This window comes from Actinomycetospora sp. 2LY8.5, assembly GCF_057180585.1.
The window spans coordinates 26232-53085 of the sequence record NZ_JBXUHE010000008.1 but is presented as its reverse complement, the minus strand read 5'-3'; the positions used below and the strand labels follow the sequence as shown (position 1 = coordinate 53085).

Below are 26854 nucleotides of genomic sequence, written 5' to 3'. Positions count from 1 at the left end.
CGGAGCATCACCCAGGTGGGTAGGTCAGGCGGCGGGCGAGGCGCTCGAAGGGTCCGCGGTGGCCGGCGCGGGCGAGCAGGCCGGCGACGAGCACGCCGACCAGCCACGTCGCCAGCCCGACGAGCGTCGCCGTCACCAGCGACGCGCTCGCCCCCAGCCCGCCGGCCCAGTTCGCGAACACCGCCACGAACACGACCGACTGCGACAGATACAGCGTCATCGACCACGTCCCGGCGGCCGCGAGCAGACCCCGCCCCGGCCACCGCACGCTCCCCAGCAGCCCCATGAGACCCAGCAGCCCGAGCGCGCCCGCGTAGCCGCCCGCGGCGTGCGCGGCGGCGACCGCACCGCCGACCGCGCCCGTCGGCGCCCACACCCCGACGACGGCCAGGGCGAGCGGCAGGCCCAGTGCGACCCCGGCGACCAGCCCACCGACCGCCCACACCGCGAGCCGCCGCCGGTGCGCCGCGGGCTCGTCGAGCGTGCGCGTGCGCCCGATGACGACGCCGACGAGCACCGCCGGCGCCGTGAGCAACGCGGAGAACAGCGTCGTCGCGAGCCACTCCTGCGGGTGCCCGGCCAGGAACGCGCCGAGGGTCGGCGCCGCGATCGACGGGACCGTCGGAACCCCCTGCGGGCCGGCCGCCCCCGACGCGAGCAGCACCCCGAACGCGCCGACCGCCCCGGACACCGCCAGCAGACCCCGCGACGACGACGAGACCGCGCCGGCCACCGCCGGCGCCATCAGCACGATCACCAGCCCGTAGGCGCCGAGGATGTCGCCGGGGAACAGCAGCAGCCCGTGCAACGCCCCGACCCCGATCAGCGCGATCCCGCGCCGGCGCACCACCGACTCGGGCGCCCGCTCGGCCAGCCGCGCCACGCCGTACCCGACCAGGGCGGCGAACAGCGGGAAGACACGCCCGTCCACGAGCACCATCTGTGCCACCGCGACGACGGCGTCGGCACCCGTGAGCCCCGACGGGTAGCCGCGGTAGCCGATGGGCCGGTCGACCAGGTAGAGGTGCGCGTTCGCCACCGCGATCAGCGCCAGCAGCAGGCCCCGCGCGAGGTCGGGGGTGATCGTCCGTGTGCCGAGCCGGGTCGGTCCGGTCACCCGGGAACCTCCTGCCGTCCTCCGTGCCGCCGCTCGGCGGCGGCGTGAGGATGACACGATGGTTCGGTGCACCTCACCGAGCCCCCGGACGGCACGACGGAGGACGCCGCTCGTCTCGGGCAGCGCCATCGCGCGCTGAACGAGAACCACGGTGTGTGCGACGCGATCGCCGCCCTGCCGAGCGGGGAGACGATGCACGCGTGGGTCACGCGGTTCGCGCTGCTCGCCGACCCGACCCGCCTGACGCTGCTGCTCTGCATCCACGCGGCGGGCGAGATCTGTGTGTCCGACCTCGCCGTGGCCGCCGGGCTCAAGGACACGACGACCTCCCAGGCGTTGCGGCTGCTGCGCGCGCAGGGGCTCGTCGCCACGCAGCGCGCGGGCCGGGTCGTGCGCTACCGGCTGGCCGACGAGACCGTGCACGCCCTGCTGCACGAGGTCGTCGGGCACCCGGTCAGGCTCTGAACAGCTCCCCGAGGATCTCGGTGAGCCGGCGCGCCTCGATGAGGAACGCGTCGTGGCCGTACGGCGACTCGATGCGCCACACCTCGCCCGCGCCCGGGATGAGGGCGGCGAGCTCCTCCTGCTGGTGCAGCGGGTAGAGGCGGTCCGACACCGACCCGGCGACGACGGTGCGAGCGGTGACGCCCGCCAGCACCTCGGCGAGCGGCCCCCGCCCGCGGGCGACGTCGTGGCCGTTCATGGCCCGGGTGAGCTCGACGTAGCTGCCGGCGTCGAAACGGTGCACGAGCTTCTCGGCGTGGTGGTCGAGGTAGCTCTCCATGGCGAAGCGGCCGTGGGCCTCCGGGTCCTCGCCCGGCTGCGGCCGGCGCGCGAAGCGGGTGTCGTACTCCTCGGCGGTCCGGTACGTGTTGTGCGCGATCCGCCGCGCGACACCCAGCCCGCGGTGCGGGCCCTCGCCGCGGGGCCGGTCGTGGTAGTCGCCGCCGTGCCAGCCGGCGTCCTCGCGGATCGCCGCGATCTGCGGGGACGCCCACGCGATCTGGTCCGCCGACGCCGCCGCGGGCGAGCACAGCAGCAGCAGCCGCTCCACCCGCGACGGGTACATGACCGCCCACTCGAGCGCGCGCATGCCGCCCATGGATCCGCCGAGCACCGCGGCCCACGATCCGATGCCGAGCGCGTCGGCGACCTTCTGCTCGACGACGACCTGGTCGCGCACCGTCGTGCGCGGGAACCGCGACCCCCACGGACGCCCGTCCGGCGCGGGTGACGACGGCCCGGTGGTGCCCTGGCACCCGCCCAGCACGTTGGGGGCGACGACGAACCAGCGGTCGGTGTCGACGGTCTGCCCCGGGCCGATCAGCCCCGACCACCAGCCCGGTGTCGGGTGCCCGACGCCGGCCTCGCCGGTGACGTGGCTGTCGCCGGTGAGCGCGTGCAGCACGAGCACGGCGTTGGTGCCGTCGAAGCGGCCCCACGTCTCGTAGGCGACGCGCACGTCCGGGATCGACTCGCCGCTCTCGAGGGCCACGGCGCCGACGTCGACGAAACGCCGGTCGCCGACCGGGTCTCCCTCCCGCCACGCACCGGTGGCGGGAGGGAGGACGGACACGGTCGTCACTCCGAGGCTGACTTGGACGCGGTGAAGCCCGCCTCGAGGTCGGCCTTGAGATCCTCGATGTTCTCGATCCCCACGGCCAGGCGCACGAGACCCGGCGTGACGCCCGCGGACGCCTGCTCGGGCTCCGAGAGCTGGCTGTGGGTGGTCGACGCCGGGTGGGCGATGAGGCTGCGGACGTCGCCGATGTTCACCAGCTGCGAGTGCAGGCTGGTGCCGTCGACGAACGCGCGGCCCGCCTCGACACCGCCCCGGAGATCGAAGGAGACGATCGCGCCGACGCCCTTGGGCAGGTACTTCTTCGCGGCCTCGTACCAGGGGCTCGACGGCAGGCCGGCGTAGTAGACGCGCTCGACCTCGTCGCGCTGCTCGAGCCACTCGGCCAGGGCCTCGGCGTTCTGCACGTGGCGCTCGATGCGCAGTGACAGCGTCTCGATGCCCTGGATGATCAGGAAGGCGTTGAACGGGCTGATCGCCGCACCGGTGTCGCGCAGCAGCTGGACGCGCAGCTTGGCGGCGTACGCGCCCGGGCCGAGCGCCTCCCAGTACCGGAGGCCGTTGTAGCTCGGGTCGGGCTCGGTGAAGCCGGGGAAGCGGTCGCCGTGGGCACCGAAGTCGAAGGTGCCGCCGTCGACGACGAGCCCGGCGATCGTGGTGCCGTGCCCGCCGAGGTACTTGGTCGCCGAGTGGATGACGATGTCGGCGCCGTGCTCGATCGGGCGCAGCAGGTACGGGGTCGGCACCGTGTTGTCGACGACCAGCGGCACGCCGCTCGCGTGCGCGACCCCGGCGACCCCGGCCACGTCGAGGACGTTGGAGCCCGGGTTGGCGATCGTCTCGGCGAAGAACAGCTTGGTGTTCGGGCGCACGGCGTTGCGCCACTGCTCGAGGTCGTCCTGGTCGGACACGAACGAGACCTCGACGCCCAGCTTCGGCAGCGTGTAGTGGAACAGGTTGTACGTGCCGCCGTAGAGGCTCGGGCTGGACACGAAGTGGTCGCCGGCCTGGGCGATGTTGAGGATCGCGGCCGTGGTGGCCGCGCTGCCGCTAGCGAAGGCCAGCGCCGCGACCCCGCCCTCGAGCGCGGCGACGCGCTGCTCGAGGACGTCCTGCGTCGGATTCATGATCCGGGTGTAGATGTTGCCCGGCTCCGCGAGGCTGAACAGGTCGGCGCCGTGCTGGGTGTCGCGGAAGACGTAGGACGTCGTCTGGTAGATCGGCGTGGCCCGCGCGCCCGTGGCGGGGTCGGGGGCCGCGCCCGCGTGGACCTGCTGGGTCTCGAACGACCAGCCGGCGCTCGCGTCCGTCATGAGGTGCTCAACTCCATCGTCGATGTGTCGGGGATCGTGCTCGTCCGGCGGGGCGCCACCCCTCAGCGACACCACTCGTCGAAGGCGTCGACGCGACGACTCGGCCAGAACCCTTCGAGATCAACTCGCACCACGCCGATGATCCTCCCGTCTGCGCCACGGGGGGCACAACCGGACCCGTCGGCTGCGTCACCGCCGTGGCGTCCGGCCACCGCGACTGGCAGCCTGCCGAGTGTCGAGGGCGTCGGCGTGCGAGCGATGCGGCATGGCTGGCGTCAGACGCCAGGATCGCCACATCCTCGCTGCTGCGACACGCGGCCGAGCCTGCCGAAGGAGCCGGTGGCGAGGTGGTCGTCGCGTCGCCGGAGTCGGCGTTCTCGCGAGAGGCACGGTCGGCAGGCGGTTGCCGCTGTCGATCATGCGCAGCGTGCCTGTGGCGACTCGGCGACTCGGCGACCCGGCGACGGCGGCGGGGATCCCGCCGGCGCGGTGCCACCCGAGGCCGCCGGACCGCCGGATCGCGCTCCCCGTCCCGGACCTGACGCCCGGCGGGTCGCTGATGAGGACGTGACTCGCTTCGGCGCAACGACGTTGCCCGAACGGCGCTCGAAGTTGCTCCGGGGAGCAGGGTGGTGCCGGGCGTCGCCCGCTGCGCTCACCAGGCCAGCGCGCAGGCCCGACCGGGTGTCTCGGTCCTGCTCCACGCTCCTGCGCGATTGCGGTGCGTGACACTGATCGTATGACCGGCGAGTCGTTGCGCCTGGAGTTCCGGCGCCAGGTGCGCGAGCGGGTCCTCACGACCGCCCACGAGCACACCGTCGAGCGCGGCTGGGAACGGGTGCGCGTCGGCGAGGTGGCGGTCGACTCCGGGGTCTCGCGACCGACGCTGTACCGGGAGTTCGGCAACAAGGACGGCCTCGGCGAGGCGCTGATGACGCGCGAGGCGGAACAGTTCTTCACCGCGATCGGCGAGGCGCTCGCCGAGCACGACGACGTCGGCGACGCGATGGCCGCGGCGACGCGCGTGACCCTGCAGGAGGCCGCCGGGAACCCGCTCCTGCGCGCCGTCCTCACGGGGAGTCGATCGGGTGACGCCGGGCTGCTGCCGTTCCTCACCTCGCGATCCGAATCGATCCGGGAGTCCGCCCGCTCCCTCCTCGCCGCCTGGCTCGTGCAGCGGCGCCCGGAGCTCCTGCCGACCCTGGTCGAGGAGACCGTCGACGCCGTGGTGCGCCTGGTCATCTCCCATGTCGTGGCGCCGTCGCTCGACCCCGTCGACGTCGGCCTGCGCGTCAACCACCTCGTCACCGCACTACTCCGAACGCCAAACTGAGACAAAAATTCGGTCTTGTTTCTGAACGGGTCACACCCGCACACTCTGATGCGAGCCATCGCGTCGAGGGAGACAGGCCCCATGAGTACGACCGACGTCACCACCGAAGAGCCCGCCGACGGTGCACCCCAGCGCCCGTGGCGCGACCGCAAGCGCTACCTCTGGCCCCTGGCCACCGTCATGCCGGCCATGCCGTTCCTGGGCGCCGGGCTGACCGCCGCCACGGGATGGGCCGGCTGGTGGTGGGTCGGGCCGATGATCCTGTTCGTCGTGCTCCCGGCCCTGGACCTGATCTTCGGCGCCACCGACGACAACCCGCCGGAGTCCGAGCGCGAGCGCCTCGAGGCCGACCGCTACTACCGCTGGGTCACCTACCTGTTCCTGCCGATCCAGTACGCGAGCCTCGTGTTCTGCTGCTGGGTGTGGGCCACGTGGGACCTGCCCTGGCACGCCGACCTCGGGCTCGCGCTGACGATGGGCGTCGTCTCGGGCGTGGCCATCAACACGGCCCACGAGCTGGGCCACAAGCGCGAGGACGTCGAGCGCTGGCTCTCGAGGATCGCGCTGGCAAGCTCCGCGTACGGGCACTTCTACGTCGAGCACAACCGCGGGCACCACGTCCGCGTCGCCACCCCGGAGGACCCGGCGAGCTCGCGGCTCGGCGAGGGCTTCTGGACGTTCCTGCCGCGCACGGTGTGGGGCAGCCTGCGCTCGTCGTGGCACCTGGAGAACAAGCGCCGCGCGAAGGGCCGCCACACCCCGCTCGACCACGAGATCCTCGTGGCCTGGGCGATGACGGTCGTGCTGTTCGTGACGCTCGTGGCCGTGTTCGGCTGGGTCGTGCTGCCGTGGCTCGTGCTGCAGGCGGTGGTCGGGTTCTCGCTGCTCGAGGTCGTCAACTACGTGGAGCACTACGGCCTGAAGCGGGCCAAGCGGGACGACGGGCGCTACGAGCGCACCGACCCGCGCCACAGCTGGAACGCCGACCACACCGTGTCGAACCTGCTGCTCTACCAGCTGCAACGCCACTCCGACCACCACGCCAACCCGCTGCGCCGCTACCAGACCCTGCGGCACTTCGAGGAGTCGCCGCAGCTGCCCAGCGGCTACGGCTCCATGATCGTCGTGGCCCTCTTCCCGCCGATCTGGCGGGCGATGATGGACCGCAAGGTGCTCGCCCACTACGACGGCGACGTCACGCTGGCGAACATCCACCCGCGCACGCGTGAGCGCTACCTCACCCGCTACGCGCGGACATAGAGCGGACATAGAACGACCCACGCGGGCGTTGGGTCTCCCCGTGAGCACCCCCGCCGACGCCCTCGACCCCGTCCGCCGCGGCCGGCTGTTCGCCGCGGTGGCCGGGGTCGTCGTGCTCTTCCTGGCCGCCTCGAGCGTCCCGTCCCCGCTCTACGTCGTCTACCAGGCGGAATGGGGCTTCTCGGCCTCCACGCTGACGATCGTGTTCGCGGTCTACGTGCTGTTCCTGCTGGCCTCGCTGCTGGTGGTCGGCGGGCTCTCCGACCACGTCGGGCGACGCCCGGTGCTGGCCACCGCGCTGGCGTTGCAGACGGTGGCCGTGGTCCTGTTCCTCGTGGCGTCGAACGTGACGATGCTGCTCGTGGCGCGCGCGGTGCAGGGCGCGGCCACCGGGGCGGCGATCACGGCGATGGCCGCGACGCTCGTCGACCTCCACCCGCGGCGCGCGGGCCTCGCGAACGCCGCCACCCCGCTGGTCGGTCTCGCGCTCGGCGCGCTGGGCTGCGGGCTGCTCGTCGAGTACGCGCCGGCGCCCACGCGGCTGGTCTGGATCGTGCTGCTCGCGGGGTTCGCCGGCGTGGCGGTGGTGCTCGCCGTCCTGCCCGAGACCGCCCCGCGACGCGCCGGCGCTCTCGCCTCCCTGCGCCCCCGCCTGCGCATCCCCGCCGGCCTGCGCGCCGACGTCCTGGCGATCACCCCCGTGCTCGCGGCGAGCTGGGCGCTCGGCGGCCTCTACCTCTCTCTCGGCCCGTCGGTGGCCGCCGAGCTCCTCGGCCTGCAGAGCCACCTCGTCGGCGGCGTCGTCGTGACCCTGCTCTGCGGGGTCGGCGCGCTGACCGCGGTGACGGTCTTCCGCCGCTCCCCCGAGTCGCTGCTCGCCCCGGCCGGCGGGCTGCTCGCCGTCGGCACCCTGATCACACTCGCGGGACTGGCGCTCGGCTCGCCGCTCGGGACGGCGGCGGGCACGGTGGTCGCCGGCCTCGGGTTCGGGTCGGCGTCGCTGGCCTGTTTCGGCACGCTCGCCCGCATCGCGGCGCCGGAGACCCGCGGCGAGCTGATGGCCGTCGCCTACACGATCGCCTACCTGGCGTTCAGCGTGCCGGCCGTCGTCGCGGGGTTCGTGACCGTCCGGGTCGGTCTGCGCCCGGTCGCCGAGGGGTACGGACTGGTCGTCGTGGCCCTGGGCCTGACCGCGGTCGTGGCACGCGCCCTCGTCGTCCGGGCCCGGCGCAGCGCGACGCGGGAGTGTGTCGAGGCCTGACGGCCGGATACCCACCCCACGAACGATCATCTCTCGAGAGGACGACCGATGCCGAAACCCCCGCTCCCCGACGAGGTCCAGCAGCTCCTGGCCCGCCCCAACCCCAGCGTCGTCGTGTCGGTGCGCCCCGACGGGCAGCCGGTCTCGGTCGCGACCTGGTACCTGTGGGAGAACGGCCGGGTGCTGGTCAACATGGACAACGCGCGCAAGCGTGTCGAGTACCTCAAGAACGACCCGCGCGTCTCGATCACCGTCCTCGCCGAGGACGACTGGTACACCCACGTCAGCATGCAGGGCCACGTGGTCGAGTGGGCCGACGACCCGGACCTCGCCGACATCGACCGCCTCTCCCGTCACTACACCGGCAACCCCTACCCGGTGCGTGACCGGGCACGCGTCAGCGCGTGGGTCGAGGTCGACCGTTGGCACGGATGGGGCAGCGCGAAGGCCACGGACAACCCCGACAACGTGGGGTGATCCCGGCCGTGGCCGTCCTTTCCGGGCGCCGTCCGGTGTGCCTCCATCGCCCGATCGGCACGCGACCTCGCGTGGTTAGGGTTGCCTGGGTCGGGTGGGGTGAACGCTCCCACCCGCACCCAGCCGCGTCGCGTCGGAGGTTGTGAGTGACCCTCGCCCGTGGGCCCTGGACGGGTCCCGTTGGTGACCGCACGAGTCTCGAGCCCGTCCACGAGTCGGTCCTCGACACGGTCGGCACGACGCCCCTCGTCGCGCTCGGGAGGATGTTCCCGCTGCCCGGGGTGCAGGTGCTCGCCAAGCTCGAGCTGATGAACCCGGGCGGCAGCATGAAGGACCGCTCCGCGCGCTACATCGTCGACAGCGGCCTCGCGGACGGGTCGATCCCGCCGGGCAGCCGCCTGGTCGAGTCGAGCTCCGGCAACTTCGGGGTCGCCGTCGCGATGGTCGCCCGCCTGCACGGGCTGGCGTTCACCTGCGTCGTCGACCCCCACGCGAGCCCCGCCAACGTCGCGATCATGCGCGGTCTCGGGGCGGACGTGGACACGGTGGACGAGCCCGACGAGGCCGGCGGCTACCTGCACGCGCGGCTGGCCCGCGTGCACGAGATCCTCGCGACCACGCCCGACACCGTGTGGATCAACCAGTACGCCAACGACCGGAACTGGCTCGCGCACTATCACGGCACCGGCAGCGAGCTCGCCGAGGCGCTGATCGTCCCGCCGACGCACCTCGTCGGCGCGGTGTCGACCACCGGCAGCCTGCTGGGGTGTGCGCGACGGCTGCGCGAGGTGTGCGACCCGCTCGAGGTCGTCGCCGCCGACGCCGTCGGCTCGGTGATCTTCGGCGGTCCCGGCGGGCGGCGCGAGCTGCCGGGGCTCGGGTCGAGCCGGGTGCCCGAGCTGCACTCCCCGGACGAGATCGACCGCGTCGAGCAGGTGGACGACGCGACCGCCGCCGAGGCGTGCCGGGAGCTGCTGGCCACCGAGGCGATCTTCGCGGGCGGGTCGACCGGCGCGGTGGTCACCGCCGTGCGCCGCGTCGTCCGCGACGTCACCCCGCCCGCGCGGATCGTCGCGATCTTCCCCGACCGCGGGGACCGCTACCTCGACCGCGTGTGGGACGACACGTGGCTCGACCGGGCGCGGGCCCGACGCCTGGCCACCCCGTGACGGCCACCCCGTGACGACCGCCGAGACCCTCGTCCTCCGGGACCTGCTCGACGCCGCGGTCGCCGAGGACGTCGCGGGGCTGGCGTCGGTGTCCCTCGGCCCGGGTCCCGAGGGACGCCCCGGCACCTGGGTGCGCCTGCTGCTGCCCGACGGGAGGTGCCTGGCCTGGTGCGCGCGGCCGGGCGGGGTCCTCCAGCGCACGCGCTACGCCGACGGGCCGGTGCTGGTGGGGCCGGCGCCGGCGGGGACGGCGCTGCGCGAGACGACCGACCCCGCCGCGGTGCTGCGACTGCTCGCCCCCGAGGCGCCGTGCCTGGAGGTGGTCGCGCGGGATGTCACGACGGCCGTGTCGCACGTCGTCCGGCCCGGTGGGTCGGGCGAGGAGCGCGCCGCCGCCCGCGGCCGCCCGTTCCATCCCACCGCGCGGGCCGTCGGTGGGTGGACGCGCGAGGACCTCGGCCGGTGGGGACCGGGCCGGTCGGTGCCGCTGGACTGGGTGGGGGTGCGGCGCGACCACCTGCGGCACGGGCGCCTCCCTCTCGAGGTGGTCGAGGCCCCGCAGGCTCCCGACGGCTACCGGGCCCTGCCCGTCCACCCGTTCGACCGCGAGCACGTGCTGCCCGTCGCGTTCGCCCGGGAGCTCGCCGACGGGGTCGTCGTACCGCTGGCCCGTGGCGTCGGCGCGGGCGTGGCGACGGCGTCGCTGCGCACCCTCGACCTCGGCGACGGGCGGCACCTCAAGCTCCCGTTGGGGGTGACGACGCTCGGGTCGGCACGATTGCTCGGTGCGCGCTCGCTGGACCACGGACAGCGCGGCGAGCAGGTCCTGCGTCGGGTGCTCGCCGCCGACCCGGAGCTGGCCGCGCGCGTGGACGTCGCCGACGAGACGGCGTGGTCGGGGTTCGCGGCACCCGACGGCCGCGACGAGTTCCACGACCGTCCCGGGCACCTGGCCGCTCTGGTGCGCCGGTTGCCGGCGTGTGCCGGCTCGACCCGGGTGCCGCTGGCGGCGCTCGCGTACCGCGGCGGATCCGACGCGCTGTTCGACGCCGTCGTCGAGGCCGCCGTCGAGACCGGCATCGGGTTCCTGCGCCACGGCGTCCTGCCGGAGATGCACGGACAGAACGTGCTGCTCGACCTCGACGGCGACCGGGTGGTGCGCGTCGTGCTGCGCGACCACGACGCCGTGCGCGTGCACCCCCGCTGGCTGTCGGTGCCGGACCCCGCCTACCGGCTCGCGCCCGGCGGGACGCAGTCGCTGCGGCTCGACACTCCCGACGCGCTGATCGGCTTCTTCGCGACGTTGGCCGTCGAGGTGGGCCTCGGCGGGGTGGTCGACGCGCAGGTGCGCACGACGGGCCATCCCGAGACGCACTGGTGGGCGGCGATCCGCCGGGCGATCGTGCGGGCGGTCGAGGGGACGCGCAGCCCGGTCGTGCGCAGCACACTGCACGCCGTGCTGCTCGACGCCGACACCTGGCCCTACCGCTCGGTCCTGCGCCCGCTGCTGGAGCGCGGACCGTCGCGGGGCACGAGCATGCCGGCGGGGGTCGTGCGGGTGCCGAATCCGTTGCGGGCGGTGCGGTGAACCTCGTCGCCGACGCGCTGGCGACCGCCGAGCCGGTGCGCGAACGGGTGCTGACGCAGCTCGTCGAATCGCTGGTGCTCGAGGACGCGCTCGACGTCGTCGGCGACGGCGGGCCCGGGACGCACTCGGGGCCGTTCGCACTGCGGTTCGTGCGGACGCCGTCGTTCGGGCGGGTGCGGTTGACGGCGGCGGTGACGCGTTCCGGCGCGCCGGTCTCGCCGGGCGAGTTCCTGGCCGACGCCCCGATCCGCGCCGACCCGGAGTGCCGCGCGCGGCTGGGCCGGGAGCTCGCGGCGACCGTCCTCGGCGACGCCCTGGCCGCGCAGGCGCGTCCCGGCGGGCCGCTGGACCCGGACGCGGGCCACGACGCGCTCGAGACCCTCACCGCCGACGGCCACCGCTACCACCCGGCGTACAAGTCGCGGATCGGGTTCGGGGTCGCCGACCTGCTCGCCTACACCCCCGAGTTCGCGCCGACCGTGCGTCCGGTGCTGCTCGACGCCGACCCGTCGCTGGTGTCGGTGGTCGCGTCGGCGGGGCTCGACCCGGCGACGGTGTGGCAGGCGCCGGCCGGGCGCGTCGGGATCCCGGTGCACCCCTGGCAGTGGGACCACCATGTGGCCGCTCATCACGTCGACGGTCTCGTGTCGGGCGCGCTCCGGGTCCGCGGTGACGGTGGCGCGTACCGGCCCCAGGCGTCGATCCGGACCCTGGCACGGGTGGACGTACCGTCCGAGCCGTCCGTGAAGCTGCCGCTGGCGATCACGAACACGTCGACGTCGCGGGGCCTCGCGCCGCACACCGTGCGCAACGCGGCGCCGATCTCGGACTGGTTGGCGGGGATCGTCGCCTCGGACCCGGTCCTCGCGGAGAAGGCGCGCGTGATCGTGCTGCGCGAGCTCCTCGGGGTGAGCGTCGAGCCGGGTCTCGGCGCGATCTGGCGGGAGAGCCTGCACCCGCACCTGCACCCGGCCGAGCGTGCCGTGCCGTTCCCGGGGCTGACGTCGCGATCCGCGTCCGGGGTGCCGCTGATCGACCCGTGGGTCCGGGCCCAGGGGGCGCGGGCGTGGACCGAGCGCCTGGCCACGGCCGCGGTGCTGCCCCTGGTGCACCTGCTCGTCGTGCACGGGGTGGCGCACGAGGCACACGCGCAGAACATGCTGCTCGTGCACGTGGGCGGGCTGCCGACACGCGTGGCGCTCAAGGACTTCCACGACGGGGTGCGGTTCTCGCGTCCTCTGCTCGCCGCGCCCGGGCCGGTGCTCGAGGCCCCGCCGGAGGACCACCCGAACGCCAACTCGTTCCTCGAGACGTCCGACCCCGCGCAGGTCACCGGGTTCCTGCTGGACTGCCTGTGCTTCGTGAACCTCGCCGAGATCGCCTACCTGCTCGCGGGCGAGTACGGGTTCGCCGAGGAGGAGTTCTGGGCGGTCGTGGCGCGGGCGATCCGGGACCACGCGGCGCGGGTGCCGGTGTTCGCGGACCGACTCGCGGTGTTCGACGTCTTCGCGCCGACCCTGGAGATCGAGAAGCTCACGACCCGCCGCCTCTGGCCCGACACGGAGCTCCGCGTGCACGCCCTCCCGAACCCGCTGGCCCTGTGAGTGGGACAGGTTCCCGCTGCCGGGGGTCGGCCGCGCCGCCTTCGGCTCGAACTCGCGGCCCGCCGCGTGCAGGTTGATCTTCTGGTCGCCGAGGTGCAGGGCCGTGCGCCGCGAGAACGTCCGCTCCTCCATGCCGAGCAGCTCGACGTAGAAGCCGACCGTCGCCCGGAGGTCGGCGACGGTCAGCACGAGGTGGTCGAGGCCGCGCACGTGACGGGAAGGGGTCGCCATGGCGACCCACTCCACTCACCCGCCCGTCAGGCCATCAACCCCACCGTCCGGACCATCCCGGCCGGGTCGTCCGCTCGCGCCCGCCGACCAGTCAGTGCTCCGACACTGATTTCGGCTCGCATGCCCGCAGGGCACACTGGCATCACGTGAACGGGCTCTTCGTGGCGACGCCGTCGCCCGCGCTGGTCGAGATGGTGGGCGCCGCCGGGTACGACGTGGCGATCCTCGATGCCGAGCATGCGCTGGTCTCCCCCGAGACGCTCCAGGAGATGATCCGCGCCGCCGAGGTCTCCGGCGTCGCGCCGTGGGTGCGCGTGCCCGAGCACGACCCCGGCTTCGTGCTGCGGGTGCTCGACGCGGGCGCGACCGGCGTCGTGATCCCGCACGTGCGCGGCCGCGCCGACATCGAGGCCGTCGTGCGGGCCGCGCGCTACGCCCCGGAGGGCCGGCGGTCGCTGAACTCCGGGCGCATGGTCGGCTACGGGCGCGTCGATCTGGCGACGCACGTGGCGACGGCACGGCCCACGGTCGTCGCCATGATCGAGGACGCCGAGGCGCTCGCGGTCATCGACGAGATCGTCACGACGCCCGGACTGGACATGGTGCTCGAGGGTGCGGCGGACCTGTCCCAGTCGCTCGGGGTCCCGTGGCGGACGCGGCACCCGTCGGTCCGTCGAGCGGTCGACGCCGTGCACGCCGCCTGCGTACGAGCCGGCACCCGGTTCTGCGCCGTCCCCCGGGTCCCCGCCGATCGCGCGCGCTGGCAGGCCCGCGGCGTGGACGACTTCGTCCTCGGCGAGGAGCGCTCGCTGGCCGTCCGCGCCTTCCGTGCGCAGGGGAGCGGTGCTCACGACTACAGCCGTGAACACCGCTCACACGGCGAGGTCATCGCCGCGGCCAGCAGGCCGGTCTGCCTGTTCTCCTACGACCTCGGGGCGCTGCGGGCGCACGCGCGGGCCGTCGTCGCGGCGCTGCCGGAGCGGTGCCGCATGTTCTACGCGGTCAAGGCGAACTCCGCCGAGCGGGTGGTCGCCGCGCTCGACGGGATCGTCGCCGGGTTCGAGGTCGCGTCCGGAGGCGAGCTGCGTGTCGTCGGCGACGCCGCCCCCGACGCGCCGGTGCTCATGGGCGGGCCGGTGCCGACCGACGCCGAGTTCGGCGACGGCGTCGTCGCCGGCGTCACCCGGTTCCACGTCGAGAGCGTGCTCGGGCTGCACCGGCTCTCGGAGGCCGCGGTCGCCGCCGGGACGACCGCCGACGTCCTCCTGCGGGTCAACCTCGCCGGCCCGTTCCCGGACGCGACGATCGCGATGGCCGGGCGCCCGACGCAGTTCGGGATCGACGAGGCCGACCTATCCACCGCCGTGACGACCGTCGCGGAGCTGCCCGGTGTCCGCCTCGCCGGCTTCCACCTGCACTCGCTGTCCAACAACCTCGACCCCGTCACCCACCTCGCGATGCTCGGTCACTACCGCGACGCCGTCCTGGGCTGGGAGGAACGGTTCGGGGTGCGCGCGGAGGTCGTGAACGTCGGTGGCGGCATCGGCGTCGACTACGCCGCCCTCGACCGGCCCTTCGACTGGCCGGCGTTCTGTCGAGGCCTCGAGGAGCTCCTCACGACCTTCCCCGCGCACTGGCGCGAGATCGACTTCGAGTGCGGGCGCTTCCTCGTCGCGCACTGCGGGGTCTACGCCGCCGAGGTGCTCGACGTGAAGCACACCCACGGGCAGGCGTACGCCCTGCTGCGCGGCGGCACCCATCACTTCCGGCTGCCCTCGTCCTGGGCGCACAGCCACCCGTTCCACGTCGTGCCCGTCGACGCGTGGCCGGCGGGGCGCCCGCGCCCGGAGGTCGCCGGCGAGGAGGTGACCGTCTGCGGCGAGCTCTGCACGCCCAAGGACACGCTCGCCCGGGCGCCCGTCGAGCGGCTGCGGGCCGGCGACGTCGTCGTCTTCGAAGCGGCCGGCGCCTACGGCTGGGACATCTCCCACCACGACTTCCTGCGCCACCCGCACCCCGAACGGGTGTTCCTCGACCCCTCACTGCCCCGGCGCTGACCGTCGGCAGCCGACCGGGAGTCGGCCCGAGTCGGGCGACGGTCGTGCGGGTGAGTCGGGAACTGCTCAGCGCGCCGAGAGCGGGAAGCCTCCGGTCATGAGCTCGTAGCTCATCTCGTGCACGTCCTGGGTGGTGACCAGGTCGATGCCCCGGCGCGCGGCCTCGGCGCGGGCGGCGCCGAACGTCGCGTCGGAGTCCTCGTGCGACCGACCCTGGGTCCAGTAGCGGATCGCGTGGCAATGGCTGCGGGCGAGCCCGCGGTCGAGGCGCAGGTGCTCGCGGATCGCCTTCACCGCGTGCCCCTCGCCCGCGACCCAGGCGGCGACCCCGGCGGTGACGGCGCAGCCGCGCACGGCGTCGGTGAGAGTGCCGCCGAGCGCGCGGTGGGTCCACTGCACGGGGCGGGCGAGCGGCTGCTCGTCGTCGGGGTCGGCGACCTCGACGACGGTGTGCACGTCCATCTCCGCGGGCAGGGCCTCGTGCAGCGCCGCGATCGCCGGCAGGGCGGCCTCGTCGCCGGCGAGCAGGATCGACCGTGCGTCGGCCGGCGGGGTCCAGCCGCCGCCGGGGCCGACGACGCCGACCGGGTCGCCGGCACGGGCGGCGCACGCCCAGCGGCCGGCGGCGGAGTCGCCGTGCAGGGCGACGTCGATGGTCATCTCGCCGCGCTCGGGGTCGATCGAGCGCACGGTCATGCTGCGCGCATAGGGCCGTGGCAGGTCCGCGGGCCAGGTCAGCCCTGACGGTCCCGCGACGGGAAGGGTGACCTCCTGCCCAGGATCGCCGAAGAGCAACCGCACGTGCGCGGCGGGCGCAACCGCGCCGACCGAACGCAGTGCCTCACCCCGTAGGGTGACTCGACGCATCCGTGGGGTGACCTGCGACGACCCGGCGACACGCAGGTCCGGCAGGACCGCCATCCTCGCCATGTGATCGCCTCTCGATCGCCCGAATGCGAGGAAGGCTAGCCTCACTTACCTGGATCGAGCCACCCCGGAGCCGTCCGGGGCGCCGAGCGGGACGCTTGACACGCCGACAGGCCGACGGCGCCGGGAGACACACCCGAACCGGGCACACGTTCGTGGCGACGGTTCTGACGCGGAACGACGGCGTGTCGGGCCGGCGAGCGTGTGGCGATCCTGGCGTCAGACGCCAGGGATGCCGCATCGCTCGCACCCGGCGAGAGGCCCCTACAACCCGAAGACCTTGCGGGCGGTCTCCCCGAGGATGTTGCGTTTCGCGTGGTCGTCGAGGAACGGCAGCGAGGCGATGCGCCCGGGGACGTCGAAGTCCCAGTGCGGCCAGTCCGACGAGTACATCAGCGTGTTCGGGGCATCGATGGCGCGCAGGGTCGCCTCGAGCAGCGCGTCGTCGGTCCACTCCATCGGCTGGGACGTGTAGTACATCTCGCGCATGTACTGCGACGGCGGCTTCGTGAGCAGCGGGGCGTCGGACTGGCGCATGTAGTACTCGTGGTCGAGCCGCTGCATCATGAACGGCACCCACGCGAGCCCGCTCTCGATCCAGATCGTCTTGAGACCGGGGAACCGCTCCGGGATGCCGTTGATGACCCAGTTGGTCATGTGGGTCATGTTGCAGGTCACGAAGCTCATGGCGTGCGCCGAGAGGAACCGGTTCATCGTCGACGTCATCGAGTCGGCCTGGTTCGGGCCGGCGTGGAAGCCGATCGGCAGCCCGCGGTCGGAGAGCATCCGGTAGAGCGGCATGTAGGCGTTGCGGTGCACGCCCGCGTGGCGCTGGCTGGTGACGAGGAAACCGATGACGCCGGGGTGGTCGGCGAACTCCTCGACGGTCGCAAGGCAGGCGTCCGGATCCTCGAACGGTAGGCCGAGCATCGTCTTCACCCGCGGCTCGCGCGGGAGGATCTGGCTGGTGAACCAGCGGTTGTAGGCCTGCAGCAGCGCGCTCGCGACCTGGGGCTGCGGGTGCAGGCCGGTCTCGAGCATCGGCTGGGGGAAGACGACCTGCACGTCGATGCTCATCGCGTCCATCGCGCGGCGCACGAGCGTCACGTCGCGCTCCGCGCCGGAGCCGGCGCCGGGGGTCTCCTCCGCCAGCGACGCCTGGTGCGGGATGCGCCCGGAGACGTCCTGCATCGTCAGCCCGGGCGGGTGGTTGTGCAGCGCCAGATGCGAGGCCTGGGGCCAGTTCCTCATCATCTGGTGCGCGGTGTCCTTGAGCACCGGCGAGTCCAGGAACTCGAGGATCTCCGGCCACGAGTCGAGCTCGACGTGGTGGGAGTCGACGTCGACGATGAAGTACTCGTCGAGCCCGTAGCGCTCGGTGTCCCGCGCGGCGTTCGCGAGGATCTCCCGGCTGTCGGTGTGGGTGGTGATCTCCTGCGTCGGCAGGCGACGCACGCCGTCGTCGACGGTCATGAGCTGCTCCTCGAGAACCAGAGGGCGAGGTCGAACGGGTTGAGGTCGTGCGCCTTGAGCGCGGCGGTCGCGAGGACGACGGACTCCGTCGGGGTCACGTCGGTCGCACGCACGGGATGCGCGTCCTCGTCGACGCCGACGGCGTAGAGGCGCGCCGCGACCGCGACGAGGCGGCGGGCGACGTCGGGATCGAGCTTCGCGACGGCCCCGTCGCCGAGGCCGGCGTCGACCTCGGCGGTCAGGTCCGCGACGAGGGAGGAGATGCGCTCAGACCGTGACACGGATCCGCCCGCCGTCCTCGTCGACCGTCACCGGGCGCAGCGCGTAGTCCGGCCGGCCGGGGTGGCGCCCGGTGGTGACGTCGTACTCGAAGCCGTGCCAGGGACAGACGATGTGCATCTCGGACTCGTCGAACGTGAGCCCGAGGCTGCGCTGCTGGTCGTCGAGGCGCTCGCGCACTCGCGAGACGATCCGCCCCTGGCAGGCGGGCCCGCCCTGGTGCGCGCAGACGTTCTCGTAGGCGTAGAGGCGTGCGCGGAAGCGGAAGACACCGACGGTGACGGCGTCCCCGTGGTCACTGCCCTCACCGAGGGTGACGACGAGGCGGCCGCGCTCGGCGACCTCGTCGCTCCCGGCGACGTCGTAGGTGCGGGCCGGCGGTGCCGACCCGTCGAGCGTGGTGGTCATGGCGACTACCGTGCGCCAGGCCACAACCCTTGTAAAGTTCAGCTATGTGGGCTGATACATGAGCAATCCTGCGTATTCGTTGCGACAGCTCGCGTACTTCGTCGCGGTGGCCGAGGCGGGAACGCTCGCGGGGGCGTCGGCGACGCTGCACGTCTCGGCGTCGGCGCTCTCGCTGGCCCTCGACGAGCTCGAGCGCTCGCTCGGCGCGCAGCTCACCGTGCGCCGCCGCGCCCACGGCATCCGCCTCACACCCGCCGGGCTGGAGACGCTGCGCCGCGCCCGCCGGCTGCTGCGCGACGCCGACGAGCTCGCCGATGCGGCGGCCGGCGACCCCGGCGACGTCGCCGGCACCGTGCGTGTCGGCTGCTACACGACGCTCGCGCCCAGCCTGCTACCGGCGGCGATCGGGCGCTTCACCGCGCACCACCCCCGGGCAGGGGGTGCAGGCGAGCGGGTCGTCAGGCCCGGCATACACCTGTTGTTCACCTCGGTCGAGCAGACGAACGGGGCGCAACCGGTCGCCGAGGGAGGGCGAGGCACGGACCGCGGACGATCGTGACCGGACCGTGACCTCGGGACTCGCCGTGAGCTGAACGAACGGCGCCCTCGCTGCGTCGAGGTCGGCCGGCGCGACGTGCGCGGGCGCTCGGCGATCTCGACCTCACCGAGGTGCGCGCCGACGGGCAGGTCGCCGTCCGGCACGATCGCTCCCAGCCGTCCGCTGTCGCGCACAAGGAGCCGTGCCGTGGGAGATCTGCTGAGCCGTCCGGCCGACCGTCGCGTCCGCCTGCGGGAGCTGCTCGACGCAGGACCCCCGGTGCTCGCACCCGGCGCGTTCGACGCCCACTCGGCGCGGCTGGTGGAGCAGGCCGGGTTCGACGTCGCCTACATGACCGGCTTCGGCACCACCGCCTCGCTGCTCGGGCGCCCCGACGTCGGGCTGCTCGGGCAGGCCGAGATGGTCGACAACGCGCGACGCATGGTCGCCGCCGTCGACGTCCCGCTGATCGCCGACGCCGACACCGGCTACGGCAACCCGATCAACGTGATCCGGACGGTCCGCGAGTACGACCAGGCGGGCGTCGCCGGGCTGCACATCGAGGACCAGGTCATGCCCAAGCGCTGCGGGCACCTCGCGGGCAAGGTCGTCGTCCCGGTCGAGGACATGGAGGCCAAGGTCCGCGCGGCCGTGCAGGCACGCGCCGACCCCGACATGGTGATCATCGCGCGCACCGACGTCGCCGCCGTCGAGGGGCTCGACGCCGCGATCGAGCGGGCGAAGCGGTTCGCCGACGTGGGCGCCGACATCCTCTTCGTCGAGGCGCCGACCTCCGAGGACGCGATCGAGACCGTCGCGACCGCGCTGAAGGGCCACCGCCTGCTGTTCAACTGGGCCGAGGGCGGACGCACGCCGCCGCTGTCCTACGACCGGCTCGCCGAACTGGGGTTCTCGCTCGTGCTCTTCCCGGTCTCGACGCTGCTGGCCGCCGACACCGCTATGCGCGCGGTCCTGGCCCGCCTGCGCGCCGACGGCACCCCGGCCGCGGTGCTCGACGAGATCGGCGGGTTGGACGCCTTCGCCGCCCGCGAGGGACTCGACGAGATCCGCGAGTTGGAGAAGCGCTTCACGAGCTGAGCGGGGTGGAGCGAGGGACGAGCAGGGCCATCCGGAGCGGGTGGTGCTCGTGCTGTCGCGGGGGAGACCTCGTGCCGGCCGCCGGGCCTCATCGGCCCAGGCGCACCTCGTCGATCCCGTCGGTGAAGTGGTCGTTCGCCGCGCGCTGCCAGAGGGCGCAGCGCTCCTCGTGGTCGAGCGCCGGGAAGTGCTCGCAGCTCTGCGACGGCCCGTGGACGTCGTCGGCCGGGCCCCACACCTCCGCGAAGCGCTCCCGCTCCCCCGCCACCGCGGTGGCCAGGGCGACGGCGTCGTCGCGGGTCGGGCACCACGCGACCGTGCGCCAGCCGTTGTCGTCCGGGGAGTGCGGCGGCGGCTCCGCCCAGGTCCGCAGCTCCCAGCGCAGGTCGCTCTGCTCCGGTGTCCGTCGGCGACGGTCGGACAGCGGACGTTCCTGCATCGCTCGCCACGCTCCTGCTCGGTCGGGTTTCGGGCGACGCCTGCCTACCGCGAACAGGACGAACGGGGCGAACCGAGCAGAAGATCGTTCCGCGGCGGACACATGATCGACATACGGAGTCCCTCACCCGGGTCACGACGGTGACCACGGTTCACACGGCGGCGGCGAGACCTCGCATCGCGGCGATCTCCGACGACTGGGACGTGACGGTCACCTGCGCGAACCGGCGCAGGGTGTCGTCGGTGCCGACGGCGAGGTAGTCGCGCGCCATCGCCACGGCTCCCTCGTGGTGGCGGATCATCGTGTCCAGCCAGAGCCGCTCGAACTCCGGTCCGCGCAGGGTCGACAACGTCTGCAGGGTGCCCGGGTCCGCCATGCCCGGCATGTGGTGGTGCGCCATCGGGGCGGGCGGCCGCGCCCGGGCCCGCGCCAGCCCCTGCATCTGCCCGATCTCCTCGACCTGCGCGCGGTCGATGCGCTGCGCGAGCGCCTCGAGACCCGGCGAGGCGCCGCGGCCTCCGACCATCACCGTGAGATCGAGGGCCTGCTCGTGGTGCGGCACCATCGCCGCGAGGAACCCCGCGTCCGGGTCGGCGACCGGTGCGTCCGCGCACCCGGCCAGGACGGCGAGCCAGAACGCGAGGACGGCGGGGGCGAACGGGGACTTCGTGCGCATAGAAGCCGCGAGATACCCGTTCGCTGCGAAACCGCTACGACCGCAGCGCGCGCCGGAGCAGCTTGCCCGTCACGGTCTTGGGGATCTCCTCCATGAGTTCGACCTGGCGCGGGTACTTGTACGCCGACATCCGCTCCTTGCAGAACGCGATGAGCTCGTCGGGCTCGACCCGCTGGCCCGGCCGCACCGACACGAACGCCTTGACCGTCTCGCCGCGGTACTGGTCGGGCACGCCGACGACGGCCGCCTCACGGACCGCGGGGTGCTCGTAGAGCACGTCCTCGACCTCGCGGGGCCAGACCTTGTAGCCGCCGGCGTTGATCTGGTCCTTCTTGCGGTCGACGACGTAGAACCAGCCCTGCTCGTCCATGTAGCCGACGTCGCCGGTCTTGAGCTCCACCGAGCCGTCCGGGGCACGCAGCGCGTTCTGCGTCTCCTCGGGCTTGTTCCAGTACCCGGGCACCACCTGCGGCCCGCGCGTGACGATCTCGCCCACCTCGCCGACGTCGGCGTCGGTGCCGTCGTCGCGCACGATCCGCACGACCGTCGAGAAGATCGGCACGCCGACCGAGAGCGCCCCCGACGCCGTGTCGACCGGGGCGTCGGACTCCCGCGGCACGCCGTGCGAGGGCGAGCTCGTCTCGGTCAGGCCGTAGAAGTTGTGGATGTAGAGCCCGAACTGGTCGGAGAACGCCTTGATCGTCGACGGCGGGATCGGCGCGCCCCCCGAGTACAGCCGGGTCATCGAGGCGAGGTCCTCGCGCTGGGCGCCCTCGGCGTTCATCAGCGCGATGAACACGGTGATCGAGCCGATCGAGAACGTCGGCTCGTGCTCGCGGATCGCGTCGAGCACCACCTGGGGCTCGAAGCGGTAGGCGAGAACCAGCGGGATCGGCACGAGCAGCGCGATCGCCATGTGCCCGATGACGCCGGTGATGTGGAACAGCGGCGCCACGCCGAGTACGGAGTCCTGCGGTCCGAGCTGGATCCAGTCGCGGTAGGTCTGGGCGTTGAACACCACGTTGCGGTGGGTGTTCATCGCGCCCTTCGGCGGACCCGTGGTGCCCGACGTGTAGCCGAGGAACGCGACGTCGTCGGGACCCAGCTCGACGGGCTCGGGCCGGCGGTCGCCGACGGACTCGAGCACCTCGGTGAGGTCCTCGGTGCCCTCGTGCCGCGTGCGCTCCAGGCCCGCGAACAGGCGCTGGTCGTGGCGGGTCTGGTACTCCAGCGGCGAGGTCGTCCACGCGATCCGCAGCGACGGGATCGTCGGCACGACCTCGGCCGCCACCTGGCCGAACAGGTCCTCCTCGGCGAGCAGGGCGGTCGCCTCGCAGTCCGAGAGCAGGGTCGTCAGCTCGCGGACCCGGCTCATCGGGTTGATCGAGACGACGATGCCGCCCGCCTTCCACGTGCCGATGACGGCGATCAGCACCTGCGGGATGTTCTGCAGGTACGTCGCGAGCCGGTGGCCCTTCTCGAAGCCGCGGTCGGCGAGCGCGACGGCGAACCGGTCGGAGAGCCGGTCGAGCTCGCGCAGGGTGATCGTGCCGTCGAAGTACCGGACGATCTCGGTGTCCGGCGACCGCCCCAGGGCGGCGGAGAACATCGCGAGCGCGCTCGGGTACTCGGGCTCGATGTCGGCGGGGTAGTCGCTGCGGTAGCGCGCCAGCCAGGGGCGCTCATCGTAGGTTCCCATCAACGGATCACCACGGGGTTGACCGGCGCGCCGGTCGCCTCGTGGATCTTCAGCGGCGCGGCGGTGTAGAGGAAGTCCCAGCGACCGTCGGCCGCGCACGCCTCGGCGAGGTCGTCCAGCCAGATGATCTCCGCGAGGCTCACACCCAGATTGCGCAGCAACGACGCGTGCAACGGCAGCAGCACCCCGGACTCGGGATCCGAGGTCACCTCGTTGGCGATCGTGTCGGTGACCAGGTTGGGGATCTCCTTGTGCTGGAACCACTCCACCAGCTCACGGGAGTAGGTCAGGCCGGGCTCGACGAAACCCTCGTAGAACTCGTCCGCGGGCGTCGCGTAGAAGTACTTCAGGAACCCGGTACGCACCAGCAGGATGTCGCGATCCTCGATCGTGACGCCCTGCGCCTTCGCCGCGTCCAGCAGATCGTGGTGGGTGAACGTCTCCCCCTTGTCCAGCCAGTCCTTGCCCCGATGACGCGCCATGTCGATGAGCACACCCCGACCGACGATCCCGCGGTTCGCGATCGGCAGCACCGACGCCCAGCTCATGCCACCACCGTTGGTGGTGTTGGCCGAACGCCCGTTCCAGATCAGGTCGTCGTACCAGGCGTGCCCGAGCGCGTCGTACTGCGACGAGCCCTGCAGGAAGATCTCGGCCTTGTCGTCCGAGGCCCGCAGACCCCCCGGGAAGCTCGGGCCGTTACCGGAGTCGAAGAGCTCCTGGTCCCAGACCATCTCGCGCTTGATGCCCTCGCGCCCGGGAAAGACCGGGTCACCGTGCGGGTGACCCATCGGGCACTGCAACGTGAACACCTGCCCGTCCTTCACGCTCGCCACGCCCCGCAACACCTGGGCAGCATCGAGGTAGTTCAGCGAGCCGACCTCGTCGTCGTCCCCCCACTTCCCCCAGTTCTGGGGCGGGTTGTCGCCGAGCAGTTCGCGCATCGACGGGACATCGACCATGAGTGCTCCTCTTCGAGATCACTATGAGGTGGCCCACGGTGCCCGGTCGCCCGGCGACCGACAAGGGGCGCTCCGAGGGGTGGCACGGTCCCCGCGCTGCGCGGACGTGCTCGATCGTCACCCTCGCCGCGATCCCGCGGGATTCGTCGCGCTCGCCCGCGGGCGGGCCGGCGCCCGGGCCTGGATCACGGGCGCGCGGCATGGTCGGATCCTCGGGTGCCCGCGACGCATGAGGTCACCAACCAGGTCCCCGACCTCGTCGGCCACGACGTGGCCGCCGACCCGCCGCTGCTCGAGGCGCTCGAGCGCGAGGGCGCGGGGTGGTACCGCGACGAGCTGCACGCGGTCGGGCGGCTGGCCGGCTCGGCGACCGCCCAGGAGTGGTCGGACGCCGCGCACCGCAACGAGCCGCGGCTGCGTACCCACGACCGCGTCGGGAACCGGATCGACGAGGTCGACTACGACCCGGGCTACCAGGAGCTGACCCGCGTGGCCGTCGAGCACGGTTTCGCCGGCGCACCGTGGGCCGACGAGCGGCCGGGTGCGCACGTCGCCCGCGCGGCCGGGTACCTCACGTGGACCCAGGTCGAGGCGGGGCACGGCTGCCCGATCACCATGACCTACGCCGTCCTGCCCGCGCTGCGCGCCGCCCCCGAGCTGCTCGAGCGCTTCGGCCCCGGACTCACCAGCCGCGTCCACGACCCCGGCCTGCGGATCCCGGAGACCAAGCGGGGCCTGCTCGCCGGCATGGGCATGACCGAGAAGCAGGGCGGCTCCGACGTCCGCGCGAACACCACCGTGGCCCGTCCCGACGGCGAGGCCTACCGGCTGACCGGGCACAAGTGGTTCACCAGCGCGCCGATGTGCGACCTGTTCCTCGTGCTGGCGCAGGCCCCCGGCGGGCTGACGTGCTTCCTCGTGCCGCGCGTGCTGCCCGACGGCACCCGCAACACGTTTCGCATCCAGCGGCTCAAGGACAAGCTCGGCAACCGCTCCAACGCGTCGAGCGAGCCCGAGTTCGACGAGACCGTGGCCTGGCGGGTCGGCGACGAGGGCCGCGGGGTCCGCACGATCATCGAGATGGTCGCCTGCACCCGGCTCGACACCGCCCTGGGGTCCACCGCGGGGATGCGGGCGGCGGTGTCCCGCGCCGCCCACCACGTCCGGTACCGCGCGGCGTTCGGGCGCACGCTGATCGACCAGCCGCTGATGCGCGAGGTCCTCGCCGACCTGGCCTGCGAGTCCGAAGGCGCGATCGCGCTGGCGATGCGGCTGGCCGGGGCGCAGGACCGGGCCGGGCGCGACGAGACCGGAGAGGTCAGAGGGAGCACGCCGAGAGGGCAGCGGGGCTCGACCCGGGAACACGAGGTGGCGTTGCGGCGGATCGGGGTGACGCTGGGCAAGTACTGGATCTGCAAGCGCCAGACCGCGGTGGTCGGCGAGGCGCTCGAGTGCCTGGGCGGCAACGGCTACGTCGAGGAGTCCGGCATGCCGCGGCTGTTCCGCGAGGCGCCGCTGAACTCGATCTGGGAGGGCTCGGGCAACGTCAACGCCCTCGACCTGCTGCGCCTGCTCTCCCGCGAGCCGGCCACGCTCGAGGCGTACCGCGCCGAGGTGCTCGGGGTCGACGACCGCGTCGACGCCGGGTTCAAAGACGTCGAGGCCGAGCTCGCGGCCCCCGACGAGCGCGGCGCCCGGCGCCTCGCCGAGCGGATGGCGGTGCTGCTGACCGGGGCGCTGCTGGTCCGGAACGCCCCGAGCGCGGTGGCCGACGCCTACGTCTCCTCACGTGTCGCCGGTGACCACGGGCACGCGTTCGGCACGCTGCCGCGCGGCGTGGACGTGGACGCCCTGCTGGCGCGACTCCCGGAGACGGAGATCTGATGGAGCTCCTGCCCGGTGTGCGCGCGGCCGAGGTCCAGGGACGCATCCGCACCCACTACCTCGAGTCGGGCCCGCCCGACGGGGAGCCGGTGGTGCTGGTGCACGGAAACCTGTCCACCGGCCGGTTCTTCGAGCACCTCATGCCCGGCGCCCCCGAGCGGTGGCGTCTCCTGGCCCCCGACATGCGATGTTTCGGGCGCAGCGAGCCGGCCCCGATCGACGCCACCCGCGGACTCGGCGACTGGGCCGACGACCTCGTCGGCTTCCTCGACGCGCTGGGCATCGACCGGCCCGCCCACCTCGTCGGCTGGTCCACCGCCGGCGCGGCGATCGCCCTCGTCGCCCGCGCGGGGCGAGCGGCCTCGCTGACGTTCCTCGACCCGGTCTCGCCGTACGGGTTCGGCGGGACGTTCCGTGACGGCACGCCGTGCTGGCCCGACGTCGCGGGGTCGGGCGCCGGGGTGGCCAATCCCGAGTTCGTCCAGCGCCTGCGCGAGCGCGACCGCGGCGCGGACAGCCCGCTCTCGCCGCGCAACGTCATGAACGCGACCTACTGGCGGGCCGACCACCGCGAGCCGCGCGAGCGCGAGGACCTGCTCGTCGACGAGATCCTGCTGACCACCATCTCCGACGACGGCTACCCCGGCGACGCGGCGCCCTCGGAGAACTGGCCGGGCGCCGCGCCGGGCACGCGCGGGCTGCTCAACGCCCTGTCGCCGAAGTACTGCGACTGGTCGTGGCTGCCCACGCTCGACCCGAAGCCCCCGGTGCTGTGGACGCACGGTAGCGCCGACGTCGTCGTCGCCGACGGGTCGGCCCTCGAGCTCGGCACGTTGGGCGCGAGCGGGACCGTGCCCGGCTGGCCGGGCCCCGACGCCTTCCCCCCGCAGCCGATGGTCGCCCAGATCCGCGACGTCCTCGATGCCTACCGCGCAGCGGGCGGGCGCGCCGAGATCGAGACCTTCACGGGCTCCGGTCACGGGCCCCACGTCGACGCCGCGGACCGCTGGTCGGCGACCTTCTTCGCGTTCCTGGAGTCGACGCGCTGACCGGATGTGAGTGCTTTCCCGCGCTATAGGGCGGGAAAGCACTCACGTGGGCAGAGGCGCAGCGAGCCGAAGACCTGGTCGAGCCCCGTCAGCTTGAGGGCGCGAGGCGGGCCGGCCCCGGGCGCCGCGCAGCACGAACGTCGCGCCGGCCTCGGTCGCACGGCGGCGCGCGCCGAGCAGGACGCGCGGGCCGAGGAGTCGCCGTTGGTGACCTCGGCGAGGTCGACGACCAGACCGACCGGCGGGTCGTCGAGCGCGGCGCCGACGGCGAGCCGTCGCTGACCGCGGACGAGCGGCGGGTGTGACGGGGCCGCCGGTCGCGATCCCCCGCCGGTCGCGATCCTCCGCCGGTCGCGATCCCTCGAGGGGAGCGGCGCCCGGAAAGTGGCGTTCGTCCCGTCACGAGCCAGCGTAGCAAGGTGAGCCTATCCTT

General features: G+C 73.3%; 24 protein-coding genes and 1 pseudogene. 13 read left to right on the top strand and 12 right to left on the bottom strand.

Annotated elements, in window-relative coordinates:
- Positions 1-7: 7 nt before the first annotated feature.
- Entirely contained in the window at positions 8-1117 is a 1110-nt protein-coding gene (locus AC2A1K_RS12345; protein WP_483896600.1) for a DUF418 domain-containing protein, read from the bottom strand.
- A 192-nt stretch (positions 1118-1309) separates the two neighbouring features.
- Here AC2A1K_RS12345 and AC2A1K_RS12340 point away from each other — a divergent pair, with 192 nt between their 5' ends.
- Positions 1310-1582 (top strand): ArsR/SmtB family transcription factor, encoded by a 273-nt coding sequence (locus AC2A1K_RS12340; protein ID WP_483896714.1) that lies wholly within the window; start codon positions 1310-1312, stop codon positions 1580-1582.
- Here the strand turns inward: AC2A1K_RS12340 and metX are convergent.
- Together metX and AC2A1K_RS12330 are read right to left on the bottom strand one after the other, a co-directional pair.
- Positions 1572-2702 (bottom strand): homoserine O-acetyltransferase MetX, encoded by a 1131-nt coding sequence (gene metX / locus AC2A1K_RS12335; RefSeq protein WP_483896599.1) that lies wholly within the window; start codon positions 2700-2702, stop codon positions 1572-1574. The genes AC2A1K_RS12340 and metX overlap by 11 nt on opposite strands.
- On the bottom strand, positions 2699-4009 hold the full coding sequence (locus tag AC2A1K_RS12330) for a bifunctional o-acetylhomoserine/o-acetylserine sulfhydrylase (protein ID WP_483896598.1): 1311 nt from the start codon (positions 4007-4009) through the stop codon (positions 2699-2701). The genes metX and AC2A1K_RS12330 overlap by 4 nt, the downstream gene beginning before the upstream one ends.
- 739 nt (positions 4010-4748) lie before the next feature.
- Here AC2A1K_RS12330 and AC2A1K_RS12325 point away from each other — a divergent pair.
- The 7 genes from AC2A1K_RS12325 (at position 4749) to AC2A1K_RS12295 (ending at position 12701) form a co-directional block, all read left to right on the top strand.
- Positions 4749-5342: a TetR/AcrR family transcriptional regulator gene (locus AC2A1K_RS12325; RefSeq protein ID WP_483896597.1), complete on the top strand. Its 594-nt coding sequence runs from the start codon at positions 4749-4751 to the stop codon at positions 5340-5342.
- Positions 5343-5423: 81 nt separating this feature from the next.
- Positions 5424-6602: an alkane 1-monooxygenase gene (locus tag AC2A1K_RS12320; protein WP_483896596.1), complete on the top strand. Its 1179-nt coding sequence runs from the start codon at positions 5424-5426 to the stop codon at positions 6600-6602.
- 40 nt (positions 6603-6642) lie between these two features.
- Complete coding sequence (locus AC2A1K_RS12315) at positions 6643-7863, top strand: MFS transporter (RefSeq protein ID WP_483896595.1); 1221 nt, start codon at positions 6643-6645, stop codon at positions 7861-7863.
- A gap of 48 nt (positions 7864-7911) precedes the next feature.
- Complete coding sequence (locus AC2A1K_RS12310) at positions 7912-8340, top strand: TIGR03618 family F420-dependent PPOX class oxidoreductase (protein ID WP_483896594.1); 429 nt, start codon at positions 7912-7914, stop codon at positions 8338-8340.
- Between the two features lie 146 nt (positions 8341-8486).
- The gene (sbnA, locus tag AC2A1K_RS12305) at positions 8487-9509 is read left to right on the top strand and encodes a 2,3-diaminopropionate biosynthesis protein SbnA (protein WP_483896593.1); all 1023 of its coding nucleotides are present in this window, start codon (positions 8487-8489) and stop codon (positions 9507-9509) included.
- A 10-nt stretch (positions 9510-9519) separates the two neighbouring features.
- Positions 9520-11097, top strand: coding sequence for an IucA/IucC family protein (locus AC2A1K_RS12300; protein ID WP_483896592.1), 1578 nt, complete (start codon positions 9520-9522; stop codon positions 11095-11097).
- Complete coding sequence (locus AC2A1K_RS12295; protein WP_483896591.1) at positions 11094-12701, top strand: IucA/IucC family protein; 1608 nt, start codon at positions 11094-11096, stop codon at positions 12699-12701. The genes AC2A1K_RS12300 and AC2A1K_RS12295 overlap by 4 nt, the downstream gene beginning before the upstream one ends.
- Positions 12702-12779: 78 nt before the next feature.
- Here AC2A1K_RS12295 and AC2A1K_RS12290 read toward each other — a convergent pair.
- A pseudogene (locus AC2A1K_RS12290) lies at positions 12780-12932 on the bottom strand (VOC family protein); the annotation flags it as partial.
- A gap of 146 nt (positions 12933-13078) precedes the next feature.
- On the opposite strand from AC2A1K_RS12290, the gene AC2A1K_RS12285 reads away from it, so the two are divergent.
- Positions 13079-14989: an aldolase/citrate lyase family protein gene (locus tag AC2A1K_RS12285; protein WP_483896590.1), complete on the top strand. Its 1911-nt coding sequence runs from the start codon at positions 13079-13081 to the stop codon at positions 14987-14989.
- Positions 14990-15055: 66 nt separating this feature from the next.
- On the opposite strand, the gene AC2A1K_RS12280 is transcribed toward AC2A1K_RS12285, so the two are convergent.
- From AC2A1K_RS12280 to AC2A1K_RS12265, 4 genes are all read right to left on the bottom strand, one after another.
- Positions 15056-15910 (bottom strand): siderophore-interacting protein, encoded by an 855-nt coding sequence (locus AC2A1K_RS12280; RefSeq protein ID WP_483896589.1) that lies wholly within the window; start codon positions 15908-15910, stop codon positions 15056-15058.
- A gap of 270 nt (positions 15911-16180) precedes the next feature.
- Positions 16181-17389 carry an amidohydrolase family protein gene (locus AC2A1K_RS12275; RefSeq protein ID WP_483896588.1) on the bottom strand — a complete coding sequence of 403 codons (1209 nt, stop codon included), beginning with the start codon at positions 17387-17389 and terminating at the stop codon, positions 16181-16183.
- The gene (locus AC2A1K_RS12270; protein ID WP_483896587.1) at positions 17386-17670 is read right to left on the bottom strand and encodes a hypothetical protein; all 285 of its coding nucleotides are present in this window, start codon (positions 17668-17670) and stop codon (positions 17386-17388) included. The genes AC2A1K_RS12275 and AC2A1K_RS12270 overlap by 4 nt, the downstream gene beginning before the upstream one ends.
- Positions 17657-18076 (bottom strand): Rieske (2Fe-2S) protein, encoded by a 420-nt coding sequence (locus tag AC2A1K_RS12265; RefSeq protein ID WP_483896586.1) that lies wholly within the window; start codon positions 18074-18076, stop codon positions 17657-17659. The genes AC2A1K_RS12270 and AC2A1K_RS12265 overlap by 14 nt, the downstream gene beginning before the upstream one ends.
- Before the next feature lie 58 nt (positions 18077-18134).
- Between AC2A1K_RS12265 and AC2A1K_RS12260 the strand changes: the two genes are divergently transcribed.
- Both AC2A1K_RS12260 and AC2A1K_RS12255 read left to right on the top strand, forming a co-directional pair.
- The gene (locus AC2A1K_RS12260) at positions 18135-18635 is read left to right on the top strand and encodes a LysR family transcriptional regulator (protein ID WP_483896585.1); all 501 of its coding nucleotides are present in this window, start codon (positions 18135-18137) and stop codon (positions 18633-18635) included.
- Positions 18636-18821: 186 nt separating this feature from the next.
- Positions 18822-19712 (top strand): isocitrate lyase/PEP mutase family protein, encoded by an 891-nt coding sequence (locus AC2A1K_RS12255; RefSeq protein WP_483896584.1) that lies wholly within the window; start codon positions 18822-18824, stop codon positions 19710-19712.
- Between the two features lie 88 nt (positions 19713-19800).
- Here AC2A1K_RS12255 and AC2A1K_RS12250 read toward each other — a convergent pair whose 3' ends face one another.
- From AC2A1K_RS12250 to AC2A1K_RS12235, 4 genes are all read right to left on the bottom strand, one after another.
- The gene (locus AC2A1K_RS12250; protein WP_483896583.1) at positions 19801-20151 is read right to left on the bottom strand and encodes a hypothetical protein; all 351 of its coding nucleotides are present in this window, start codon (positions 20149-20151) and stop codon (positions 19801-19803) included.
- 151 nt (positions 20152-20302) lie between these two features.
- Positions 20303-20827, bottom strand: coding sequence for a DUF305 domain-containing protein (locus tag AC2A1K_RS12245; RefSeq protein ID WP_483896582.1), 525 nt, complete (start codon positions 20825-20827; stop codon positions 20303-20305).
- 34 nt (positions 20828-20861) lie between these two features.
- Positions 20862-22526, bottom strand: coding sequence for an AMP-binding protein (locus AC2A1K_RS12240; protein WP_483896581.1), 1665 nt, complete (start codon positions 22524-22526; stop codon positions 20862-20864).
- A complete protein-coding gene (locus tag AC2A1K_RS12235; protein WP_483896580.1) occupies positions 22526-23488 on the bottom strand; it encodes a cyclase family protein in 963 nt (320 codons plus the stop codon). The genes AC2A1K_RS12240 and AC2A1K_RS12235 overlap by 1 nt, the downstream gene beginning before the upstream one ends.
- Before the next feature lie 216 nt (positions 23489-23704).
- Between AC2A1K_RS12235 and AC2A1K_RS12230 the strand changes: the two genes are divergently transcribed.
- Positions 23705-25372, top strand: coding sequence for an acyl-CoA dehydrogenase family protein (locus tag AC2A1K_RS12230; protein ID WP_483896579.1), 1668 nt, complete (start codon positions 23705-23707; stop codon positions 25370-25372).
- Positions 25372-26421 carry an alpha/beta fold hydrolase gene (locus AC2A1K_RS12225; protein WP_483896578.1) on the top strand — a complete coding sequence of 350 codons (1050 nt, stop codon included), beginning with the start codon at positions 25372-25374 and terminating at the stop codon, positions 26419-26421. Before AC2A1K_RS12230 ends, AC2A1K_RS12225 begins: the two co-directional genes overlap by 1 nt.
- Positions 26422-26854: the final 433 nt, after the last annotated feature.